Origin of the sequence: Streptomyces sp. NPDC088817 (assembly GCF_044750345.1) — a bacterium.
Lineage (GTDB): Bacteria > Actinomycetota > Actinomycetes > Streptomycetales > Streptomycetaceae > Streptomyces.
This window is the reverse complement of sequence record NZ_JBIVJN010000023.1, coordinates 1-17310: the sequence shown is the minus strand read 5'-3', so window position 1 is coordinate 17310 and position 17310 is coordinate 1. Positions and strand designations below refer to the sequence as shown.

At 73.2% G+C, this 17310-nt stretch carries 16 protein-coding genes and 1 pseudogene; 8 read left to right on the top strand and 9 right to left on the bottom strand.

The features are described from left to right. Positions 1 to 52: 52 nt before the first annotated feature. The 5 genes from ACIP4X_RS32415 to ACIP4X_RS32395 form a co-directional block, all read right to left on the bottom strand. A complete protein-coding gene (locus tag ACIP4X_RS32415) occupies positions 53 to 847 on the bottom strand; it encodes a 3-hydroxybutyrate dehydrogenase (RefSeq protein ID WP_358732915.1) in 795 nt (264 codons plus the stop codon). Between the two features lie 54 nt (positions 848 to 901). Continuing rightward, positions 902 to 1381, bottom strand: a complete 480-nt coding sequence (locus tag ACIP4X_RS32410; protein WP_358732914.1) for an NUDIX domain-containing protein — start codon at positions 1379 to 1381, stop codon at positions 902 to 904. A 233-nt stretch (positions 1382 to 1614) separates the two neighbouring features. Further along, positions 1615 to 3225, bottom strand: a complete 1611-nt coding sequence (gene lnt / locus ACIP4X_RS32405) for an apolipoprotein N-acyltransferase (protein WP_401351751.1) — start codon at positions 3223 to 3225, stop codon at positions 1615 to 1617. Between the two features lie 72 nt (positions 3226 to 3297). Beyond that, positions 3298 to 3834, bottom strand: a complete 537-nt coding sequence (locus ACIP4X_RS32400; RefSeq protein WP_358732911.1) for a hypothetical protein — start codon at positions 3832 to 3834, stop codon at positions 3298 to 3300. 104 nt (positions 3835 to 3938) lie between these two features. Beyond that, the gene (locus ACIP4X_RS32395; RefSeq protein WP_358732909.1) at positions 3939 to 4724 is read right to left on the bottom strand and encodes an aspartate/glutamate racemase family protein; all 786 of its coding nucleotides are present in this window, start codon (positions 4722 to 4724) and stop codon (positions 3939 to 3941) included. A gap of 39 nt (positions 4725 to 4763) precedes the next feature. Here ACIP4X_RS32395 and ACIP4X_RS32390 point away from each other — a divergent pair, with 39 nt between their 5' ends. Continuing rightward, on the top strand, positions 4764 to 5963 hold the full coding sequence (locus ACIP4X_RS32390; protein WP_401351746.1) for a glycosyltransferase: 1200 nt from the start codon (positions 4764 to 4766) through the stop codon (positions 5961 to 5963). Between the two features lie 12 nt (positions 5964 to 5975). Here ACIP4X_RS32390 and ACIP4X_RS32385 read toward each other — a convergent pair whose 3' ends face one another. Beyond that, positions 5976 to 7370: a TerD family protein gene (locus ACIP4X_RS32385; RefSeq protein ID WP_401351744.1), complete on the bottom strand. Its 1395-nt coding sequence runs from the start codon at positions 7368 to 7370 to the stop codon at positions 5976 to 5978. A 293-nt stretch (positions 7371 to 7663) separates the two neighbouring features. Between ACIP4X_RS32385 and ACIP4X_RS32380 the strand changes: the two genes are divergently transcribed. From ACIP4X_RS32380 to ACIP4X_RS32365, 4 genes are all read left to right on the top strand, one after another. Then, positions 7664 to 8134: a DUF6643 family protein gene (locus tag ACIP4X_RS32380; protein WP_358732904.1), complete on the top strand. Its 471-nt coding sequence runs from the start codon at positions 7664 to 7666 to the stop codon at positions 8132 to 8134. Between the two features lie 41 nt (positions 8135 to 8175). After that, a complete protein-coding gene (locus ACIP4X_RS32375; protein WP_401351741.1) occupies positions 8176 to 9000 on the top strand; it encodes an MOSC domain-containing protein in 825 nt (274 codons plus the stop codon). Between the two features lie 182 nt (positions 9001 to 9182). After that, on the top strand, positions 9183 to 9782 hold the full coding sequence (locus tag ACIP4X_RS32370; RefSeq protein ID WP_358732900.1) for a hypothetical protein: 600 nt from the start codon (positions 9183 to 9185) through the stop codon (positions 9780 to 9782). A 111-nt stretch (positions 9783 to 9893) separates the two neighbouring features. Continuing rightward, positions 9894 to 12332, top strand: coding sequence for a right-handed parallel beta-helix repeat-containing protein (locus ACIP4X_RS32365; protein ID WP_401351737.1), 2439 nt, complete (start codon positions 9894 to 9896; stop codon positions 12330 to 12332). Here ACIP4X_RS32365 and ACIP4X_RS32360 read toward each other — a convergent pair. Next, positions 12302 to 13003, bottom strand: a pseudogene (locus ACIP4X_RS32360) (hypothetical protein); the annotation flags it as partial. The gene ACIP4X_RS32365 and the pseudogene ACIP4X_RS32360 overlap by 31 nt on opposite strands. A 450-nt stretch (positions 13004 to 13453) precedes the next feature. Between ACIP4X_RS32360 and ACIP4X_RS32355 the strand changes: the two are divergent. Continuing rightward, positions 13454 to 14281: a DeoR/GlpR family DNA-binding transcription regulator gene (locus tag ACIP4X_RS32355; RefSeq protein ID WP_358732896.1), complete on the top strand. Its 828-nt coding sequence runs from the start codon at positions 13454 to 13456 to the stop codon at positions 14279 to 14281. 22 nt (positions 14282 to 14303) lie between these two features. Here ACIP4X_RS32355 and ACIP4X_RS32350 read toward each other — a convergent pair whose 3' ends face one another. Continuing rightward, on the bottom strand, positions 14304 to 15428 hold the full coding sequence (locus ACIP4X_RS32350; protein WP_358732895.1) for a PLP-dependent cysteine synthase family protein: 1125 nt from the start codon (positions 15426 to 15428) through the stop codon (positions 14304 to 14306). A gap of 368 nt (positions 15429 to 15796) precedes the next feature. On the opposite strand from ACIP4X_RS32350, the gene ACIP4X_RS32345 reads away from it, so the two are divergent. Both ACIP4X_RS32345 and ACIP4X_RS32340 read left to right on the top strand, forming a co-directional pair. Beyond that, positions 15797 to 16120 (top strand): hypothetical protein, encoded by a 324-nt coding sequence (locus ACIP4X_RS32345; protein ID WP_358732893.1) that lies wholly within the window; start codon positions 15797 to 15799, stop codon positions 16118 to 16120. 183 nt (positions 16121 to 16303) lie between these two features. Further along, positions 16304 to 16855 carry an ATP-binding protein gene (locus ACIP4X_RS32340; RefSeq protein ID WP_358732891.1) on the top strand — a complete coding sequence of 184 codons (552 nt, stop codon included), beginning with the start codon at positions 16304 to 16306 and terminating at the stop codon, positions 16853 to 16855. A gap of 57 nt (positions 16856 to 16912) precedes the next feature. Here the strand turns inward: ACIP4X_RS32340 and ACIP4X_RS32335 are convergent, their stop codons facing one another. Next, positions 16913 to 17200 (bottom strand): SHOCT domain-containing protein, encoded by a 288-nt coding sequence (locus ACIP4X_RS32335; RefSeq protein ID WP_358732889.1) that lies wholly within the window; start codon positions 17198 to 17200, stop codon positions 16913 to 16915. Between the last annotated feature and the right edge of the window lie 110 nt (positions 17201 to 17310).

Below are 17310 nucleotides of genomic sequence, written 5' to 3'. Positions count from 1 at the left end.
CCGTCAACGGGCGGGCCGTCAGCGGGCGGGCCGTCAGCGGGCGGGCGGCCGGTCAGTGCGCGGTCCAGCCGCCGTCCAGGAGCAGCGAGGTGCCGGTGGCGAAGGAGGCCTGCGGGCCGCACAGGTACGCCACGGCCTCGGCGACCTCCTCCGGTTCGAGCAGCCGTTTGACCGCGCTGTCCTTCAGCAGCACCTCGGACAGCACGCGTTCCTCGGAGATGCCGTGGGCCCGCGCCTGGTCGGCGAGCTGCGCCTCGACCAGGGGCGTGCGCACATAGCCGGGGTTGACGCAGTTGGAGGTGACGCCGTGCGGGGCGCCTTCGAGGGCGGTGGTCTTGGACAGTCCCTCCAGGCCGTGCTTGGCCGCCACGTAGGCCGACTTGTAGGCGGAGGCGCGCAGGCCGTGCACCGAGGAGATGTTGACGATCCGGCCCCACCCCTGCCCGTACATGTGCGGCAGAGCGCCGCGGATGAGCCGGAAGGGCGCCTCCAGCATCACGGTGAGCACGGTGTGGAAGACCTCGGGCGGGAACTCCTCGATGGGGCGCACGAGTTGCAGCCCGGCGTTGTTGACGAGCACATCGGTGCCCGCGGCCGCCCGCTCGGCGGCGTCGAGGTCGGTGAGGTCGAGCACCAGCGGTTCCAGGGAGCCGGCCAGCCCGTCCGCTCGCTCGGCGAGCGCGTCCAGGCCCGGTGCGTCCCGGTCGACGGCTCTGACCCTCGCCCCGGCGGCGGCCAGCCGCAGCGCGCAGGCGCGGCCGATGCCGCCGGCGGCACCGGTGACGAGCGCGGTGCGGCCGCCGAGGTCGAGCGAGGGAGTGTGCGGGGCGGGGAGCGGCGAGGTCATAGGGCGACCCTAGGCAGGTCGTCCGCCGCACCACATATGGGCACGGCCCATACTTCAGGCCAATTCCATGGAGTTGAACCACGTGGGTGCGTCGGACATGGCCTGCTTGATCCGGAACACGCTGAACTCGTCCAGGTCGGGCAGCGCGTCCACCGCGAACCACCCCACCTCCAGCGACTCGTCGTCGTTGACGCGTGCCTCGCCGCCCACGGCACGGCAGCGGAAGGTGATGTCCATGTACTGGCAGACGTCGCCGTTGCCGTAGGTGACGGGCTGCAGCGCCTGGACGAGGACCACCCGCTCGACGACGCAGTGCACCGCGGTCTCCTCGTGGACCTCCCGCACGGCGCAGGCGGCCGGCTGCTCGCCCGGGTCCGGGATGCCGCCGATCACCGACCACCTGCCGGTGTCGGAGCGGCGGCCCAGCAGCACTCTGCCGTCGTCGTCGAAGACGATGGCGGTGACCCCGGGCAGCCACAGCAACTGACTGCCGGCCGAGGCCCGGAGCGTACGGATGAAGTCGGGAATGGCCATGGGGCCGACCCTAACGGGCGGGCGCTCCGGGCCTTGGCCTGGTCCGGGGCATCCGGGGGGGCGTACGTCCGGCGTACGGTTACACGTTCCGGGCGCGCCACCCGCGCAGTCCAACGCGCCACACGTTCCGGGCACGCGACCGCACGGTCCAGCGCGCAACTCGTGCTCGGCACGCCACCGGCGCAGTCCGGCGCACGCTGCACGTTCCGGGCACGCCGCCCCCCGCTTCGGTGTTACACGGTCCCGGCGCGGCGCCGACGCAGTCCCGCGCCGGCGGCCCAGCCCAGTCCTCCGGCCGCGACCAGTACCAGGGCGATCTCCGGCAGGGTGCCCAGCCGGGTGGCGGGCGTCTCGGAGGAGCGCAGCGGCACCTTCTGGACCAGGTAGCCGGGCACGAACATGCCGGTCTTCTGCGTGATCCGCCCGTCGGGCATGATGATCGCGCTGACGCCGCTGGTCACCGGGACGGTGACGGTGCGGCTGTGCTCGACCGCGCGGATCCGGGACATGGCGAGCTGCTGGTAGGTCATCTCGCTGCGGTCGAAGGTCGCGTTGTTGCTCGGTACGGAGATCATCTGCGCGCCGGACGTGACGGTGTCGCGCACGGCCCAGTCGAAGGCCGCCTCGTAACAGGTGGCCAGGCCCACCTTCGCGCCGTCGATGGTGAACACCCCCGGCCTGGTGCCCCGGCTGAAGTCCTGACGGACCATCGACGTCCAGTTCTTGTTGATCGCCCCGAGCAGGGGGCGCAGCGGAAGGTACTCGCCGAAGGGCTGGATCTGCCGTTTGTCGTACGTCTGGACGGGCCCCTTGGCCGGATCCCACAGGATCTGCTCGTTGAACAGCTCGCCGTTCCGCTCCACGACGCCGCCGACGGAGACCGGCACCCCGACCGCCTTGGCGGCCATGCTGATCACGGCACTCGCGTCGGGGTTGACGAAGGGGTCGATGTCGGAGGAGTTCTCCGGCCAGAGCACGAAGTCCGGTTTGGGGGCCTTGCCCGCCTTCACGGCCTGGGCCAGCCGCTCCGTCTCACGCGCGTGGTAGTCGAGGACCGCGCGTCGCTGGGCGTTGAACTCCAGGCCCGCCCGGGGCACGTTGCCCTGGATGACGGCGACGGTGGCGGTGCCCGCCTCGGCCTTGTCGCTCACCAGCGGCCGGGCGGCCACAGCGCCCGCCACCGGGACGGCGACGCTCAGCAGGGCCGCGGCCGCGGCCGGACCCCGTACCGCGTCTCCGCGCCGCCCGCGCACCGCGAGGCGCACGGCCTCGCACAGGCCGAAGCCGCACAGGACGACCGCGAAGCCCAGCACCGGGGTGCCGCCCACCGCGGCCAGCGGCAGGAACACGCCGTCGGCCTGCCCGAAGGCGACCTTGCCCCAGGGGAAGCCGTGGAACGGCATGCGTGCGCGTACCGCCTCGCCGGCGGTCCACAGGGCCGCCGCCCACAGCGGCCAGAGGGGCAGCCGGGACACGGCCGCGACACCCGCTCCCACCAGCGCGACGAAGACCGCCTCGACGGCGGTGAGCGCCAGCCACGGACCGGGACCGACCTCCACGCCGGTCCACACCAGCAGCGGCAGCAGGAATCCCAGGCCGAAGAGGTAGCCGAGGCCGAGGGCCGCCTTCCAGGTGCGTCCGCGCAGCACCCCACCGAAGACCGCGAAGGCGGGCAGGGCCAGCCACCACAGGGGGCGCGGGGGAAAGCTGAGGTAGAGCAGGACGCCGGACAGGGCGGACACGGCGGCGGGCACGAGCCGGAGCAGCCTCGCCCTCAGGGGCGCGGGCGCGGTTTGCGGTCGCAGCGGGTCCGACGCGTCGACGGAAGTTGCGGTGACGGTCACTCCGGGAGTGTACGGCCGCCCGTCCTCGCCGTTCCGGTCAGGCCGGTCGTCGTCCGCTGCTGGTCAGGCAGGTCAGGCCCGTCCTGAGGCCGACGGGTGCAGACGGTCCCTGATCACGTGCACCGCCGTCTCGGCGTTGTCGATCGTGATCGTGAACGTATGGCCGTCCCACAGGCGCAGCACGACGCCCTCGCCGCGTCGTACGACGACCGCGGTGCCCTTCTCGGGCCGCCACCGGTAGCCCCAGCCTCCCCAGTGGCGCGGGGTCACGTGGGGTACGAACTCGGCGCCCGCGACCTGGGCGAGCGGGATGCGACGGCGCGGCAGGCCGATGTGCCCGCAGCGCACCTCCAGGGACTCGTGATCGACCCGCACGGCGACGTGCACGAAGGCGAGGGTGCCGAAGAGGACCAGCAGTCCGGCCGCGATGCAGCCCACGACGGACATCACCAGCGGGGCGACGCCCGAGGTCCAGGCGGAGTCGACGGCCAGCTCGATGCCCAGCGCCATGCAGGCGGCGCCGACGAGCGCCAGCAGCCACTGCATCCGATTGGTGGCCCGTCCGGTCCACACCTCGGAATGGGAACTGTTCTGGGGGTGGTCCCTCATACCCATGAGGTTACTCAGGTTTCGCTGCGCCGGTAGCGTGTCGCACAGAGTGACCGGACAGGGGCGGCCGCGCCCGGACGGACGCGCCCGGTGGCCGGCCCGGGTCAGCGGACGGGGGCGGCCTGCTGGAGGAGGCGGCCTTCCGCGTAGGCCAGGGCCGGGGCGGGCAGGGCGCTCTCCCGCCCGTTCAGCAGCACGGTCACCCGGCCCTCGGTCCGGTCCTCCGGTTCGGGCCGGGCTCCGATCCGGCGCAGCGCCTGGGCGACGACGGCGTCCGCCGAGCCGTGCAGGGCGGGCGGTTGGCCGTCCGGTCGCCGGACCGCGGCCCGGATACGCTCGGCGACCAGTTCGTAGTGGGTGCAGCCCAGGACCACGGTCCTCACGTCCCCGGGGGTGAGCGCCGCGGCCGCGGCGACGGCCTCGTCGATCGCCGTCTGGTCCGCTTGCTCCACGGCCTCGGCGAGGCCCCAGCAGGGGACCTCGGTGACCGGCACGCCGTCGGCGAAGTCGCGGATGAGGTTCCGCTGGTAGAGGCTGCCGGTGGTGGCGGGAGTCGCCCAGATGGCGACGGGTCCGCCGCCGGCCGCGGCCGGTTTGATCGCCGGCACCGTGCCGATGACCGGCAGGTCCGGTTCCAGGGCGGCGCGCAGGGCGGTGAGCGCGTGCACGGTCGCGGTGTTGCAGCCGACGATCAGGGCATCCGGGCCGTACGCGGCGGCGGCCTCGGCGACGGCCAGGGCGCGCTCGGTCAGGTTCTCCGGCGTGCGCGCGCCCCACGGCATGCCCGCGGGGTCAAGGGAGAGCACGAGTTCCGCGTCGGGGCGCAGCCGCCGTACCGCGGCCGTGGCCGCCAGCAGCCCGATCCCGGAGTCCATGAGCGCGATCTTCACCCGGCCACGATAGTCGATCCCCTCGAACCGGCCGCCCGGGTGGGGCAGACTGCGCGGGTGAGCGTGATCGAGTGGAGTGCCGTCGGATCACTCGCCGCCTGGCTGTGGCTGCTGCTCTGCCAGGGCTTCTTCTGGCGTACGGACGTCAGGCTCCCGCCCCGCGAGGACCCACCGCCCGGCGACTGGCCGTCGGTGTGCGTCGTCGTCCCCGCGCGGGACGAGGCCGCCGTCCTGCCGGAGAGCCTGCCCTCCCTGCTCGCCCAGGAGTATCCGGGTCGCGCGGAGGTCTTCCTGATCGACGACGGCAGCCAGGACGGCACCGGGGAGCTGGCCCGCGAACTGGCGCGGCGGCACGGCGGGCTGCCGCTGACCGTGGCCTCCCCGGGTGAGCCGCCCGCCGGCTGGACGGGCAAGCTGTGGGCGGTACGGCACGGCATCGGCCTGGCACGCGCACGTGGCCCCGCCTACCTCCTGCTGACGGACGCCGACATCGCCCATACCCCGGACAGCCTGCGCGAGCTGGTCGCTGCGGCGCGCACCGGCGGCTTCGACCTCGTCTCGCAGATGGCCCGGCTGCGGGCGGAGAGCCGGTGGGAGCGGCTGGTGGTACCGGCCTTCGTCTATTTCTTCGCGCAGCTGTACCCGTTCCGCCGGATCGGCCGCCGCGGCGCGCGGACGGCGGCGGCCGCGGGCGGCTGTGTGCTGCTGCGCGCCGAGGCCGCCGAGCGGGCGCGGATCCCGGACGCGATCCGGCAGGCGGTGATCGACGACGTGGCCCTCGCCCGGGCCGTCAAGGCCGGCGGCGGCCACATCTGGCTGGGGCTGGCCGAGCGGGTGGACAGTGTGCGCCCCTATCCGCGGCTGCGCGACCTGTGGCGGATGGTCTCGCGCAGCGCGTACGCGCAGCTGCGCCACAACCCGCTGCTGGTGCTCGGCACGGTCGCCGGACTGGCGCTGGTGTACCTGGTGCCGCCGGTGGCCCTGGCCGTGGGCCTGGCGGCGGGCGACGTGGTGACGGCGGGCGCCGGCGGCGCGGCCTGGCTGGTGATGACGGCGACGTACGTCCCGATGCTCCGTCACTACCGGCAGCGCCTGTGGCTCGCTCCCCTGCTGCCGTTCACCGCGTTCCTCTATCTGCTGATGACGGTCGACTCGGCGGTGCAGCACTACCGGGGCCGCGGTGCGGCCTGGAAGGGCCGCACGTACGCGCGTCCGGACGCCGTGCCCGACGAGGGGTGAGCCGCCGGCCGTTCACTTGCGGCCGGGGGTCCAGTTCATGCCCCAGCCGTAGGCGCGGTCGATGGTGCGCTGCGGGCTCACCCCGCGTTCGGGGACCAGGTAGCGGGCCTCCCGCTGGACCACGAGGTCGCCGCCGTTGTTGGTGATCAGGGCGAGGGCGCACACCGTCGAGGGCACCGTGCACTCGTCGAGGGAGAAGTCGACGGGGGCGCCGTGCTGCGGCTGGAGGGTGACCGTGGCGTGCAGGTCGGCGAACGAGCGGGCACCCTCGTAGATGGTCACGAAGACGAGGATGCGGCGGAAGTCGCCGCTGTGGTCGAGGTTGATGGTGAGGTTCTCGCCGTCGGCGGCGGCGCCGGTGCGGTCGTCGCCGTCGAGGTGGATGTACGGCGGCCGGTGCAGCGCGCCGAAGGCGTTGCCGAGGGCCTGGACGACGCCCTTGCGGCCGTCCGACAGTTCGTAGAGGGCGCACAGGTCGAGGTCGAGATCGCTGTGCATGGCGACCGCCCGGCCGCGTTTGCTGCCCCAGCCGGAGAACTGTTTGCGCACCTGCCAGTTGAGGTTCACGCGCATGGCGCCCCCGGTTCCGCCCTGCTTGGCCAGCGACACCGTGGGGGCAGCCTTGGTGAGCGTGACCTTGCTCAGGCGGACCGGAGCGGCGGCAGGCGCGGGCGCGGGGGATACGGGCACGGCGGGCACGGGGGTGCCGGCCGGGAACGTGGGAGTGCCGGAGGCCGGCATGGTGACCGGGGCCGCGGCCGGTGGCGGCAGGGGAACGGGCGGGCCGACCGGCGGCGGGGGCGTGACCGGGAAAGGGGCCGGCGCGGGTGGCGGCGGCGCCATGCCGGGTGCCCGCGTGGCCGGCGCCGGGGGCGGCGGCGTGTGCTGCGGCTCGTCCACGGTGATGCCGAAGTCCGTGGCCAGGCCCTCCAGTCCGCTGCCGTAGCCCTGGCCCACGGCCCGGAACTTCCAGGCGCCCTGACGGCGGTAGAACTCACCGAGCACGAACGCGGTCTCCACGGTCGCGCCGGTGCTGTCGAACCGCGCGGCCACCGTCCCCGCGGCGGCGTCCCGGACCTCGATGTGGAGGCCGGGCACCTGTCCGAAGGTGCCACCGTCCGCGGAGGCGGCGAGCACCACCTTCTCGATCGAGGGCTCCACGCGCGCGAGGTCCACGAGCAGGGTGTCGGTCACCTGGTCGCCGAGGGTGTCCTTGCCCTCGTGCCGGACCGCGCCGGAGGGGTGGGCCGGCTGGTTGTAGAAGACGAAGTCCGCGTCGGAACGCACCTTTCCGCCCGCCAGCAGCAGCGCCGAGACGTCCGCGTCGGGAACGCCGGGACCGCGGCGCCAGCCCACCTCGACGCGCAGGGCGGTGGCGGGCACCGGCGTGTTCGACCCCTTCGGCATGGACATCCTTCGCCCCCATCACGTGTCGGACAGGCCGTGCCCGGCAGTCCGTCGGCTCGCTACCCGACCAACCTAGTCCCGGTCCCGCCGAACTCCCATGACAAGCACCGGAACTCGCTGGCCGACCGCCGGTAACCCGGCCCCAAGATCGGCCCATACACCATCCGGCCATCACCCGATGCCCCTTTTTAGCCAAGTTCGCTCAGATTGGCGACCTCACGTCACCGCCGACACGGAAAACAACCCTCTTATCGGTCTCCCCAACCAGCACATCGTGGGCTTTACTTATGGCCATGACCTCCCCCCGCTCCAGTTATGGCGGCGGCTACTACTCCGCCTCCTTCCCGGACACCCCGATCTACGACTCGCTCGTGGCCGAGCGAGGAACCCCGCAGATCGCCCCCATCCGTGTTCCGGCCCCGTACGACACGGGGAGCCACCTGAGCCCGGGCAGCCAGATGAGCACCGGCAGCCACCTGCCCGCGCTGCCCTCGGCGCTGCCCGCCCTCCCGGCGGCCCCGTCCCAGCCCTCCTACGGCTACCCGCAGGCGGCGCAGCCCGTCCCCCCGCAGCCGCCCACGGCCTACATCCCGCAACAGGCCTCCGCGCCGCGCGGGTACCCCGGCCAGCAGCAGCCGCAGCCACCGCGCCCGATGGGGAACGGCACCGGCTACGAGGCCATGCGTCCCGCCACGCCCCGGCCCGCCCCGGCGCCCTACCAGGACCCGTACGGGAACCAGAACCAGCAGTACCGCGGCTACTGATCCGCTCCCCGGCTGTCCGTGTCTCCTGGCAGGATGAGGTCATGGGGAACGCGGACCTGCACGCGCTGCACATCCACCCGGTCAAGGCGCTGCGAGCCGTCGCGCTCGCGGAGGCCGTCGTCCAGCCCTGGGGGCTGGCCGGGGACCGGCGCTGGGCGCTGATCGACGACGGGGGAAAGGTCGTCACGCAACGCCAGCAGCCACACATCGCGTTGGCCGCCGCCGAGCCCGAGCCCGGCGGCGGTCTGCGTCTTTCCGCGCCCGGACGGGCCCCGGTCACGGTCGCCGTCCCCTCACCGGGCGAGACGGTGACCGTGGAGATCTTCGGCGAGAAGGTGGAGGCCGTCCCGGCGGACGAGGCCGCGCACGCCTGGTGCGCCGCCCTCGCCGGGGACGGAGTCCGCCTGGTCCACCTGGACGACCCCGCCACGCGCCGGCCCGTCGACCCGGACTTCGCCCTGCCGGGCGAGACGGTGAGCTTCGCCGACGCCTTCCCGCTGCTGCTCACCGCGGTCTCCTCCCTGGCCTCCCTCAACTCCCTGATCGCCGAGGGGGATCACGCCGCCGAGGGCCCGCTCCCCATGAACCGCTTCCGGCCCAACGTGGTGGTGGCCGGCACCCCCGCCTGGGCCGAGGACGACTGGACGCGCATCGCGATCGGGGAGGTCGCCTTCCGGGTCGTCAAGATGTGCGGTCGCTGCGTGGTGACCACCACCGACCAGGCCACCGGCGTCCGCGGCAAGGAGCCGCTGCGCACCCTCGGCCGCCACCGGCGCTTCGGCGGCGAGCTGATCTTCGGCCAGAACCTGGTGCCCGAGTCCACCGGCACCATCCGGCTCGGCGATCCGGTCACCGTCCTCGAATGATCGGCGGCCGCGGGCGGGAACCCGGGAGCGGGGCCCGGCCGTTGGGCTTTCGTGAGGAATGGAGGGGATTCACCGGCCCGAGGTGATTTCCCTCTCTCTTCGGCCGACGAGGGGGCGAACGGTTCCGGCCGGGGTTATCACGGACCGGAGGCATCGCGGAGGGGAAGGGGGGTGCGACAACGGTGCGGGTGATCGGCGGACTCTGGCGCTGGCGGCGCAACCCGCTGCGGCGCGGGACCGATCTCGCCGAGGCCTGGGTGGCCCTGGTCGCGCTGCTGCTCGTCCTCGTCGCCGCCCCCGTGATCGGCTGCCTGGCCGGATTCCTCGCCCAGGACGCCCTTCAGCAGTCCGTGCGCGAACAGGTCCGGTCCCGGCACCCGGTGGCGGCGACGGTGGTGCAGAGGCTGAACCGGCTCGACCCGGACCCGGAGATCACCACGGGGCGGGACCCGCGCAGCCGCGTCCTCGCCGACTGGACCGCCCCCGACGGCACCCGGCAGCACGGCCCGGTCACGACGTCCCTGAGATCCCCCCGCCCCGGCGACCACTTCACGCTGTGGACGGACGAGCACGGCCGGATGGTGACCCGCCCCCTGGACTCCACGACGGCCACGACCCACGCCGTGCTGGCCGGTTGCGGCGCGGGCATGCTGACCGCGCTCCTGGTGGAGGGGATACGCCGGCTGATCGTCTGGCGCCTGGACCGCCGGCGGTACGCGCTCTGGGACCAGGCCTGGGACCGCGCGGGCCCGGACTGGGGCCGTACCGGCACCGGCAGCTGACGGCCTTTGGGCTCTGGTCAACCGAGCGTCCGCTCGCACGCTACGGTGGACCGGCCGACGCAATCGGCATCAACCAACCCGCGTACCACGAGGTGGGGGCACAGCAGCGCCATGGCACAGGGCACGGTCCAGGTGACGCACACCGGTACATCGCGGTGGCGGCGCCGCACGGGTGAGTACGCATCGCTCGCCGCCGCCCTGGAGGCCGCGGCCGACGGTGACGTGCTCACCGTCGCCCCGGGGACCTACCGGGAGAACCTCGTCGTACAGCGGGCGGTGACCCTGCGCGGCCCCGAGGGCGCCCCGGGCTCGGTGCGCATCGCCCCCACGGAGGGGGTGCCGCTGACCGTGCGCGCCTCGGCGGTGGTCCAGGACCTGCACGTCGAGGGCCAGGACGCCGCCGCGCCCGCCCTGTTGGTGGAGGAGGGCGCCCCGGAACTCAGGGACGTGCGGATCGTGACCCGTTCCGCCGCCGGTATCGAGGTGCGCGGCGGCGCCCGGCCCACCGTGCGCCGCTGCACGGTCGACAACCCGGCCGGCATCGGCATCGCCGTACTCGACGGGGCCGGTGGGGTGTACGAGGAGTGCGAGGTCGTCGCGGCCGGGCAGTCGGGCGTGACGGTCCGCGGGGGCGCCCACCCCCGGCTGGAGAACTGCCGTGTCCACCATGTATCCGGCGCGGGCCTGACCGCGACGGGCGACAACTCCGCCCTGGAGGCGGTGGGTTGCGAGGTCTACGAGGTTCGGGGCAGCGGTGTCCAGATCACCGGCCGCGCCACCGCGCATCTCACGGACTGCGATGTGCACCGCATCGCAGGGGACGGCGTCACGCTCGACACCGACGCCGTGCTGACCCTGGCCGACTGCCGCATCCACGACATCCCGGAGAACGCGGTGGACCTGCGTTCCCGCTCCGTGCTCACGCTGACCAGGACGACGGTGCGTCAGTTCGGGCGCAACGGCCTCTCGGTGTGGGACCCGGGCACGCGCGTGGACGCCAACCAGTGCGAGATCTTCGACAGCACCGGCGACTACCCGGCGGTGTGGGTCAGCGACGGCGCCACCGCGGTGCTCGACTCCTGCCGGGTGCACGACGTGCCCGACGCGCTGTTCGTGCTGGACCGCGGCTCCCGCGCGGACGTCGTCGACAGCGACCTGTCGCAGGTGCGCAACACGGCGGTGTCGGTGAGCGACGGCGCCACCGCGCAGCTCGACGACTGCCGGATCAAGGACGCTGCCACGGGCGCCTGGTTCCGTGATCACGGCAGCGGCGGCACCCTCAACAACTGCACCCTGGACGACATCCAGACCGGAGTGATCGTCACCAAGGGCGCCGACCCCACCATCGAGCGGTGCACGGTCGCCTCTCCCGCCGAGGCCGGTTTCTACGTCTCCGCCGGGGGCCGCGGCAGTTTCCTGGACTGCCGGGTGACGGGCAGCGGCGGCTACGGCTTCCATGTGATCGACGGCTGCCGTACGACGCTCAGGAAGTGCCGTACGGAGCGATGCGCCCGCGGGGGTTACGAGTTCGCGGACGGCGGGCCGGACGCCGGGAACGGGTCGGGCCCCGTGGTCGAGGACTGCACCAGCGACGAGAGCGGCGGCGTGCGTCCGCCCGCGGCCAGGGAGACGGCCGTGCAGACCGCGCTCCCGACCACCGGCCTGCTGGGCGCGATCCCGGGACAGCGCACCACCGAGCAGGAGCCGCTGGTGGCCGTCGCCGAGCCGGCGGCGCCCGCGCGGACGGCGAAGGACGTCCTCGGCGAACTCGACACACTGGTCGGCCTGGACAGCGTCAAGCGGGAGGTGCGCGCCCTGACCGACATGATCGAGGTGGGCCGACGCCGTCAGCAGGCCGGTCTGAAGGCCGCCTCGGTCAAGCGCCATCTGGTCTTCACCGGCTCCCCCGGCACCGGCAAGACCACGGTCGCCCGGCTGTACGGCGAGATCCTGGCCTCCCTCGGTGTCCTGGAGAAGGGCCATCTGGTGGAGGTGTCCCGCGTCGACCTGGTCGGCGAGCACATCGGCTCCACCGCGATCCGCACCCAGGAGGCCTTCGAACGGGCCCGTGGCGGCGTGCTGTTCATCGACGAGGCGTACGCGCTCTCCCCGGAGGACGCCGGGCGCGACTTCGGCAAGGAGGCCATCGACACGCTGGTGAAGCTGATGGAGGACCAGCGGGACGCGGTGGTGGTGATCGTCGCCGGCTACACGGCGGAGATGGAGCGCTTCCTGTCCGTCAACCCGGGCGTGGCCTCCCGTTTCTCCCGCACCATCACCTTCAGCGACTACGGCCCCGACGAACTGCTGAGGATCGTGGAGCAGCAGGCGGAGGAGCACGAGTACCGGCTGGCCCCGGACACCGCCGAGGCCCTGCTGGCGTACTTCTCGGCGGTCCCCAAGGGCCCCGCGTTCGGCAACGGCCGCACGGCGCGGCAGACCTTCGAGGCGATGGTGGAGCGGCACGCCGGGCGGGTCGCCCATCTCGCCGAGCCGAGCACGGACGATCTGACGCTGCTCTACGCCGAGGACCTGCCCGCGCTGCCCTGAGCGGCGGGATCGTCCGGCGGCTCGGGGCCGGTGCGCGGTGCTCCGGCCGGGTCGCCTGGTTGTCCGCCGCGGGGTGCCGGCAGGTCCGGGCGCAGCCGGGCGAGCAGTCGCCGGCGTTCCTCGTCGAAGGCCGGGTCCGCCTGGTAGTCGGAGTGGCCCAGGATCGGGGCGGGCAGCGGATGGCGTGCGGTGCGGCCATAGGCGAGCGGGTCCTCGAGCGGGGCGCGGTCCACCTCGGGGCCGCAGTCGCCGGGCAGCCGGACCGGGCCGCCGATGGGGTCGGTGAGCCGGTACAGGTTGCGCCAGCAGTCCACGTCCCGGTGCAGGGCGCCGAGCGCGGCCGAGCCGAAGTGGGCCGGGAACCAGCGGCCGTAGAGCCGTTCCAGCGGGGATCCGTAGGTCAGCAGGGCGACCCGCTTGCGGACCGGCGGGGTGAGCTGCCAGGCCGCGGCGGCGGCCAGCACGCTGCCCTGGGAGTGCCCGGACAGCACGAGGCGTCCGCCGGTGGCCCGGATCCAGGTCGCCATCCGCCAGGTGAGGTCGGGGACGGCGCGTTCGGCGTAGCAGGGCGGGGCGAAGGGGTGGGCGGCGCGCGGCCAGAAGGTGCCGACGTCCCACAGGATCCCGATGGTGCGCCGGGCGGAGGCGTCCTTGTAGGCGCGCCGGCCCCAGGCGCCGGTGATCCGCACCGTGCGCGAGGCGTCGAGCATCTTCTCCGGCGTGGTGCCGCCGACGCCGTGGACCAGGAGCTCCAGGGCGCGTCCGGTCGGTTCGCCGGGTGCGGCGGGGGCGTCCGGCCCGGCGGTCTCCGGGTGCCGCTGCGCACGTTCCACTGTTCGCACTTCTCCCATGCCGCGTCCGTCGGTCCGTGTCCGTGCGGACACCAGGATCGCCTCGCACGGCACACGGCACACCCCTCGTCACCGAATCTCCCCGATCCGGGTGACGGGAGCCGGATGTGGAGGGGAGCGGAAGTGCGCGCCGGTCGGGCGGCGGCGCGGTGGGAACCGCCCCATGACAGGATGGGACGTCCACGCCCCGGAGGACATGACGGGCCTCCTCGTCGCCGGCGGGCGCGCGGGCGGGTCGGACGGCTTGAGGCGAAAGGAACCGGAGCACACGTGAGTGAGAATCAGAACCTCCTCGCGGAGCAGCGGCGCGCACTGATCCTGGACGAGGTCCGGCGCCGCGGCGGTGTCCGGGTGAACGAGCTGACCCGGAAGCTCGGCGTGTCGGACATGACGGTGCGCCGCGACCTGGACGCGCTGGCCCGGCAGGGCGTGCTGGAGAAGGTGCACGGCGGCGCGGTCCCGGTGGTGGAGGCCAGTACGCACGAGCCGGGCTTCGAGGCCAAGTCGGGTCTGGAGCTGACGGCCAAGGAGGACATCGCGCGGACGGCGGCCCGGCTGGTGGCACCGGGCACGGCGATCGCCCTCTCGGGCGGTACGACGACGTACGCGCTGGCCCAGCATCTGCTCGACGTGCCGGATCTGACGGTGGTCACCAACTCGGTCCGGGTCGCCGACATCTTCCACTCGGCGCAGCGCACCTCCGGTCAGCGGCAGGGCGCGGCGACGGTCGTGCTGACCGGCGGGGTGCGTACGCCGTCCGACTCGCTGGTGGGTCCGGTGGCCGACCAGGCGATCGCCGCGCTCCACTTCGACGTGCTGTTCCTGGGGGTGCACGGGATATCGGCCGAGGCGGGCCTGTCCACGCCGAACCTGGCGGAGGCCGAGACCAACCGGCGCCTCGTGCAGTCCGCGCGCCGGGTGGTGGTGGTCGCCGATCACACCAAGTGGGGTGTGGTGGGACTGAGTTCCTTCGCCGCGCTGGACCGGATCGACACGCTGGTGACGGACGCGGGGCTGCCCGCGGAGGCACGCGCCGAGATCGCGGAGCACCTGCGGCTGGTGGTGGCGGGCGAGCCCGAGGACGAGACCGGCGTCTGAGGGCCCGTCGTCGAGGGCCCCGTCAGGCCGGCCACACCCCGGTCGCCAGGAACGACTCCAGCGTCCGCGTGCAGGGGGCGCTGTCCAGGCCCTGTTCGGTCAGCCAGGTGTCGGAGTAGTACTTGTCGAGGTAGCGGTCGCCGGGGTCGCACAGGAGGGTCACGACACTGCCCCTGCGGCCCTGCCGCAGCATCTCGGCGACGATCTTCAGGGCGCTCCACAGGCCCGTCCCGGTGGAGCCGCCCGCCTTGCGGCCGATGGCCCCCTCCAGGGCGCGTACGGCGGCCACGGCGGCGGCGTCCGGCACCTTCATCATGCGGTCGACGGCCCCGGGCACGAAGCTCGGTTCCATGCGCGGCCGCCCGATGCCCTCGATGCGCGAGCCCCTGTCGCAGGTGACGTCCGGATCGCCGGTGGTCCAGCCCTCGAAGAAGCACGAGTTGTCGGGGTCGGCGACGCAGATACGGGTGTCGTACTGCATGTAGTGGACGTAGCGCGCGATGGTCGCGGAGGTGCCGCCGGTGCCCGCGGTGGCGACGATCCACGCCGGTTCCGGGAAGCGCTCCAACTCGAGCTGCCGGAAGATGGATTCGGCGATGTTGTTGTTGCCGCGCCAGTCCGTGGCCCGCTCGGCGTAGGTGAACTGGTCCATGTAGTGGCCGCCGGTCTCGGCCGCGAGGGCTGCGGAGGCCTCGTACATGGTGCGCGGGTCGTCCACGAAGTGGCACCGCCCGCCGTGGAACTCGATCAGGCGGCACTTCTCGGCGCTGGTCGTGCGCGGCATGACCGCGATGAAGGGCACGCCGATCAGCTTCGCGAAGTACGCCTCCGAGACGGCCGTCGAGCCGCTGGATGCCTCGATGACCGGGCGGCCCGGACGGATCCAGCCGTTGCACAGGCCGTACAGGAACAGCGACCGTGCAAGCCGGTGCTTGAGGCTGCCGGTCGGGTGCGTGGACTCGTCCTTCAGGTAGAGGTCGATGCCCCACTCCTCGGGCAGCGGGAAGCGCAGCAGATGGGTGTCGGCCGAGCGGTTGGCGTCGGCCTGCACCTTGCGGACGGCTTCCTTGAGCCAGTCCCGGTAGCCGTTGTCGCTGCGGTCGACGTCGAGGGTGGCGCCGGTCCGGCGCTGCTCGGTGGTGCTCACGGCGGGGCTCCTTACGCTGTGCGCCGGCGGCGGCCCGCGCGGCCGGACGCCCTCGATGATAGACACCTTCAACACGCTTCTCACCTGCATAAACGCACCTTTGAGCGGCTCAAGGCGATGCTTGGGAGCACCTCTCGCCCGGACTGGCCGACGGCACGGGGGCGCACGGGCCGGGGGGCGCGTTCGCGGGAGTGCTCCGGGTGCCGCCCGCGAGCGCTCCCCGCGCATCTGGTGCTGCGTGCCGAAGGCGTGCAGACTGCACCGCGTCGGGACAAAGGGCCCGGCGGGCACAGCAATCTCGACCGAGCCGGGCCGGCTCGTGGACCGGGCGGGACGGGAGCCGGCGACACGCACGAAGGGGCGAGGAGATGGCCGAACCGGAGTTCACGGCCACGGGCGTACGGATCGACAAGCGGCTGCGCTCACTCACCCGGGCCGGACGGGTCCGGATCCGCGACGGCAGGCTGGAGCTGCTGACCAGCTACGGCAGCGAGATCGACAGCGCGCCGGTGCAGTCGGTGCGCGCGTCCCAGCCCTGGTACGCCCCGGACGACCGGGCGCTGGCCGACCTGGACGGCAACCGCTACCTGCTGACCCTGGGCGACCACGACCCCGCACCGGGCGAACCGGGGCCGCCCGCGGCCCGCCGGTTCGTCGAGGCCGTCCGCCGGGCGGCCGGGCGCGGCGGCTGAGTGAGGCGAGTTGCGTGACATCACCCCGTGGGTCACGCTGGTCTCACGTCACTCAGGGTTTACCGGCGATAACGCTGCGAACCAGCCCGCCGGTCAGACAGCAGGCGGCAATGTCACGCAGGCGTCCTGCTGCATCCGAAACGTCGTGTTCTTCCGGACCTTCAACGTCGGGGAGTCGCAGCCGTGATCAGTCACCCAAGCAGGCACTGCACGGTGGAGCTCCAAGCCCTGCCGTCGCGGATCGGCCAGGTCCGCAGAATCGTATCGGCGCATCTGCGCTACTGGCATCTGGACGCTCTGATAGACCGGGCCGCGCTCGGTGTGACGGAGCTGTTGACCAACGTCCACCAGCACGCCCGGCCCGACAAGCTGTGCACCGTGGAGCTCGAACTGCTGCTGGAGCGGCTCACGGTCTCCGTGCGCGACCACGACCCGCGTCTTCCCGTGGTGGAGGAGATGGGCGCCATCGCGCCGCTGGCCACCGAAGGTCGGGGGCTGGCGATGGTGGCCGCGATGAGCGAGAGCTGGGGCGCGCGGCCGGAGGGCGAGCAGGGGAAGGTCGTCTGGTTCACCCTGCCGACCGCCGCCCCTTCGATCGCGGTGCCGGCCCGGGTACCGGCGCTCGTGACCGGGGAGCACCCCTCACGCCGCCTGGCCGAAGCCGCCTCCGCGCTCGACGGCGTACGCCCCGTCCTACCCGTCCACGCCCCGGCCGGCTCAGCCGCAGTCGGCTGACCACGTCCCGCCGTCGCCCAGCCGGGCGGCGGCGGGGGCGGTGGGGCTGTGACCGGGTCACCGGGCGCCGCTGTTTCCGGTGTGGCCGAAGTGTTCCTCCAGCACCGACAGGCGGCGCCAGTACTCGTCCTCGTCGATCTCGCCGGAGGCGAAGCGCCGGCCGAGGACGGCGAGCGGTGAGTCGGCGGCGGGGCGCCCGTCCGGGGCGCGCCAGGGGGTGCCGCGGCCGCGCCGGACGGTACGGCGCAGCAGGGTGACGACGCCGACGGCGACGGTCGCCCAGAACAGCGGGAAGAAGAGGATCCACGGCCCGGGGCCGCCGTCCCAGCTCGCCAGGGTCTGCATCTTGGTTCATCTCCCTCTAGTAGTACTTCGTTAGGTTGATTTGATCTTGGGTGCCGAGTCCGGCAGGCTGCCCGTGTGGACTTGGGGGAGATCGAGCAACTCCGGGGTGA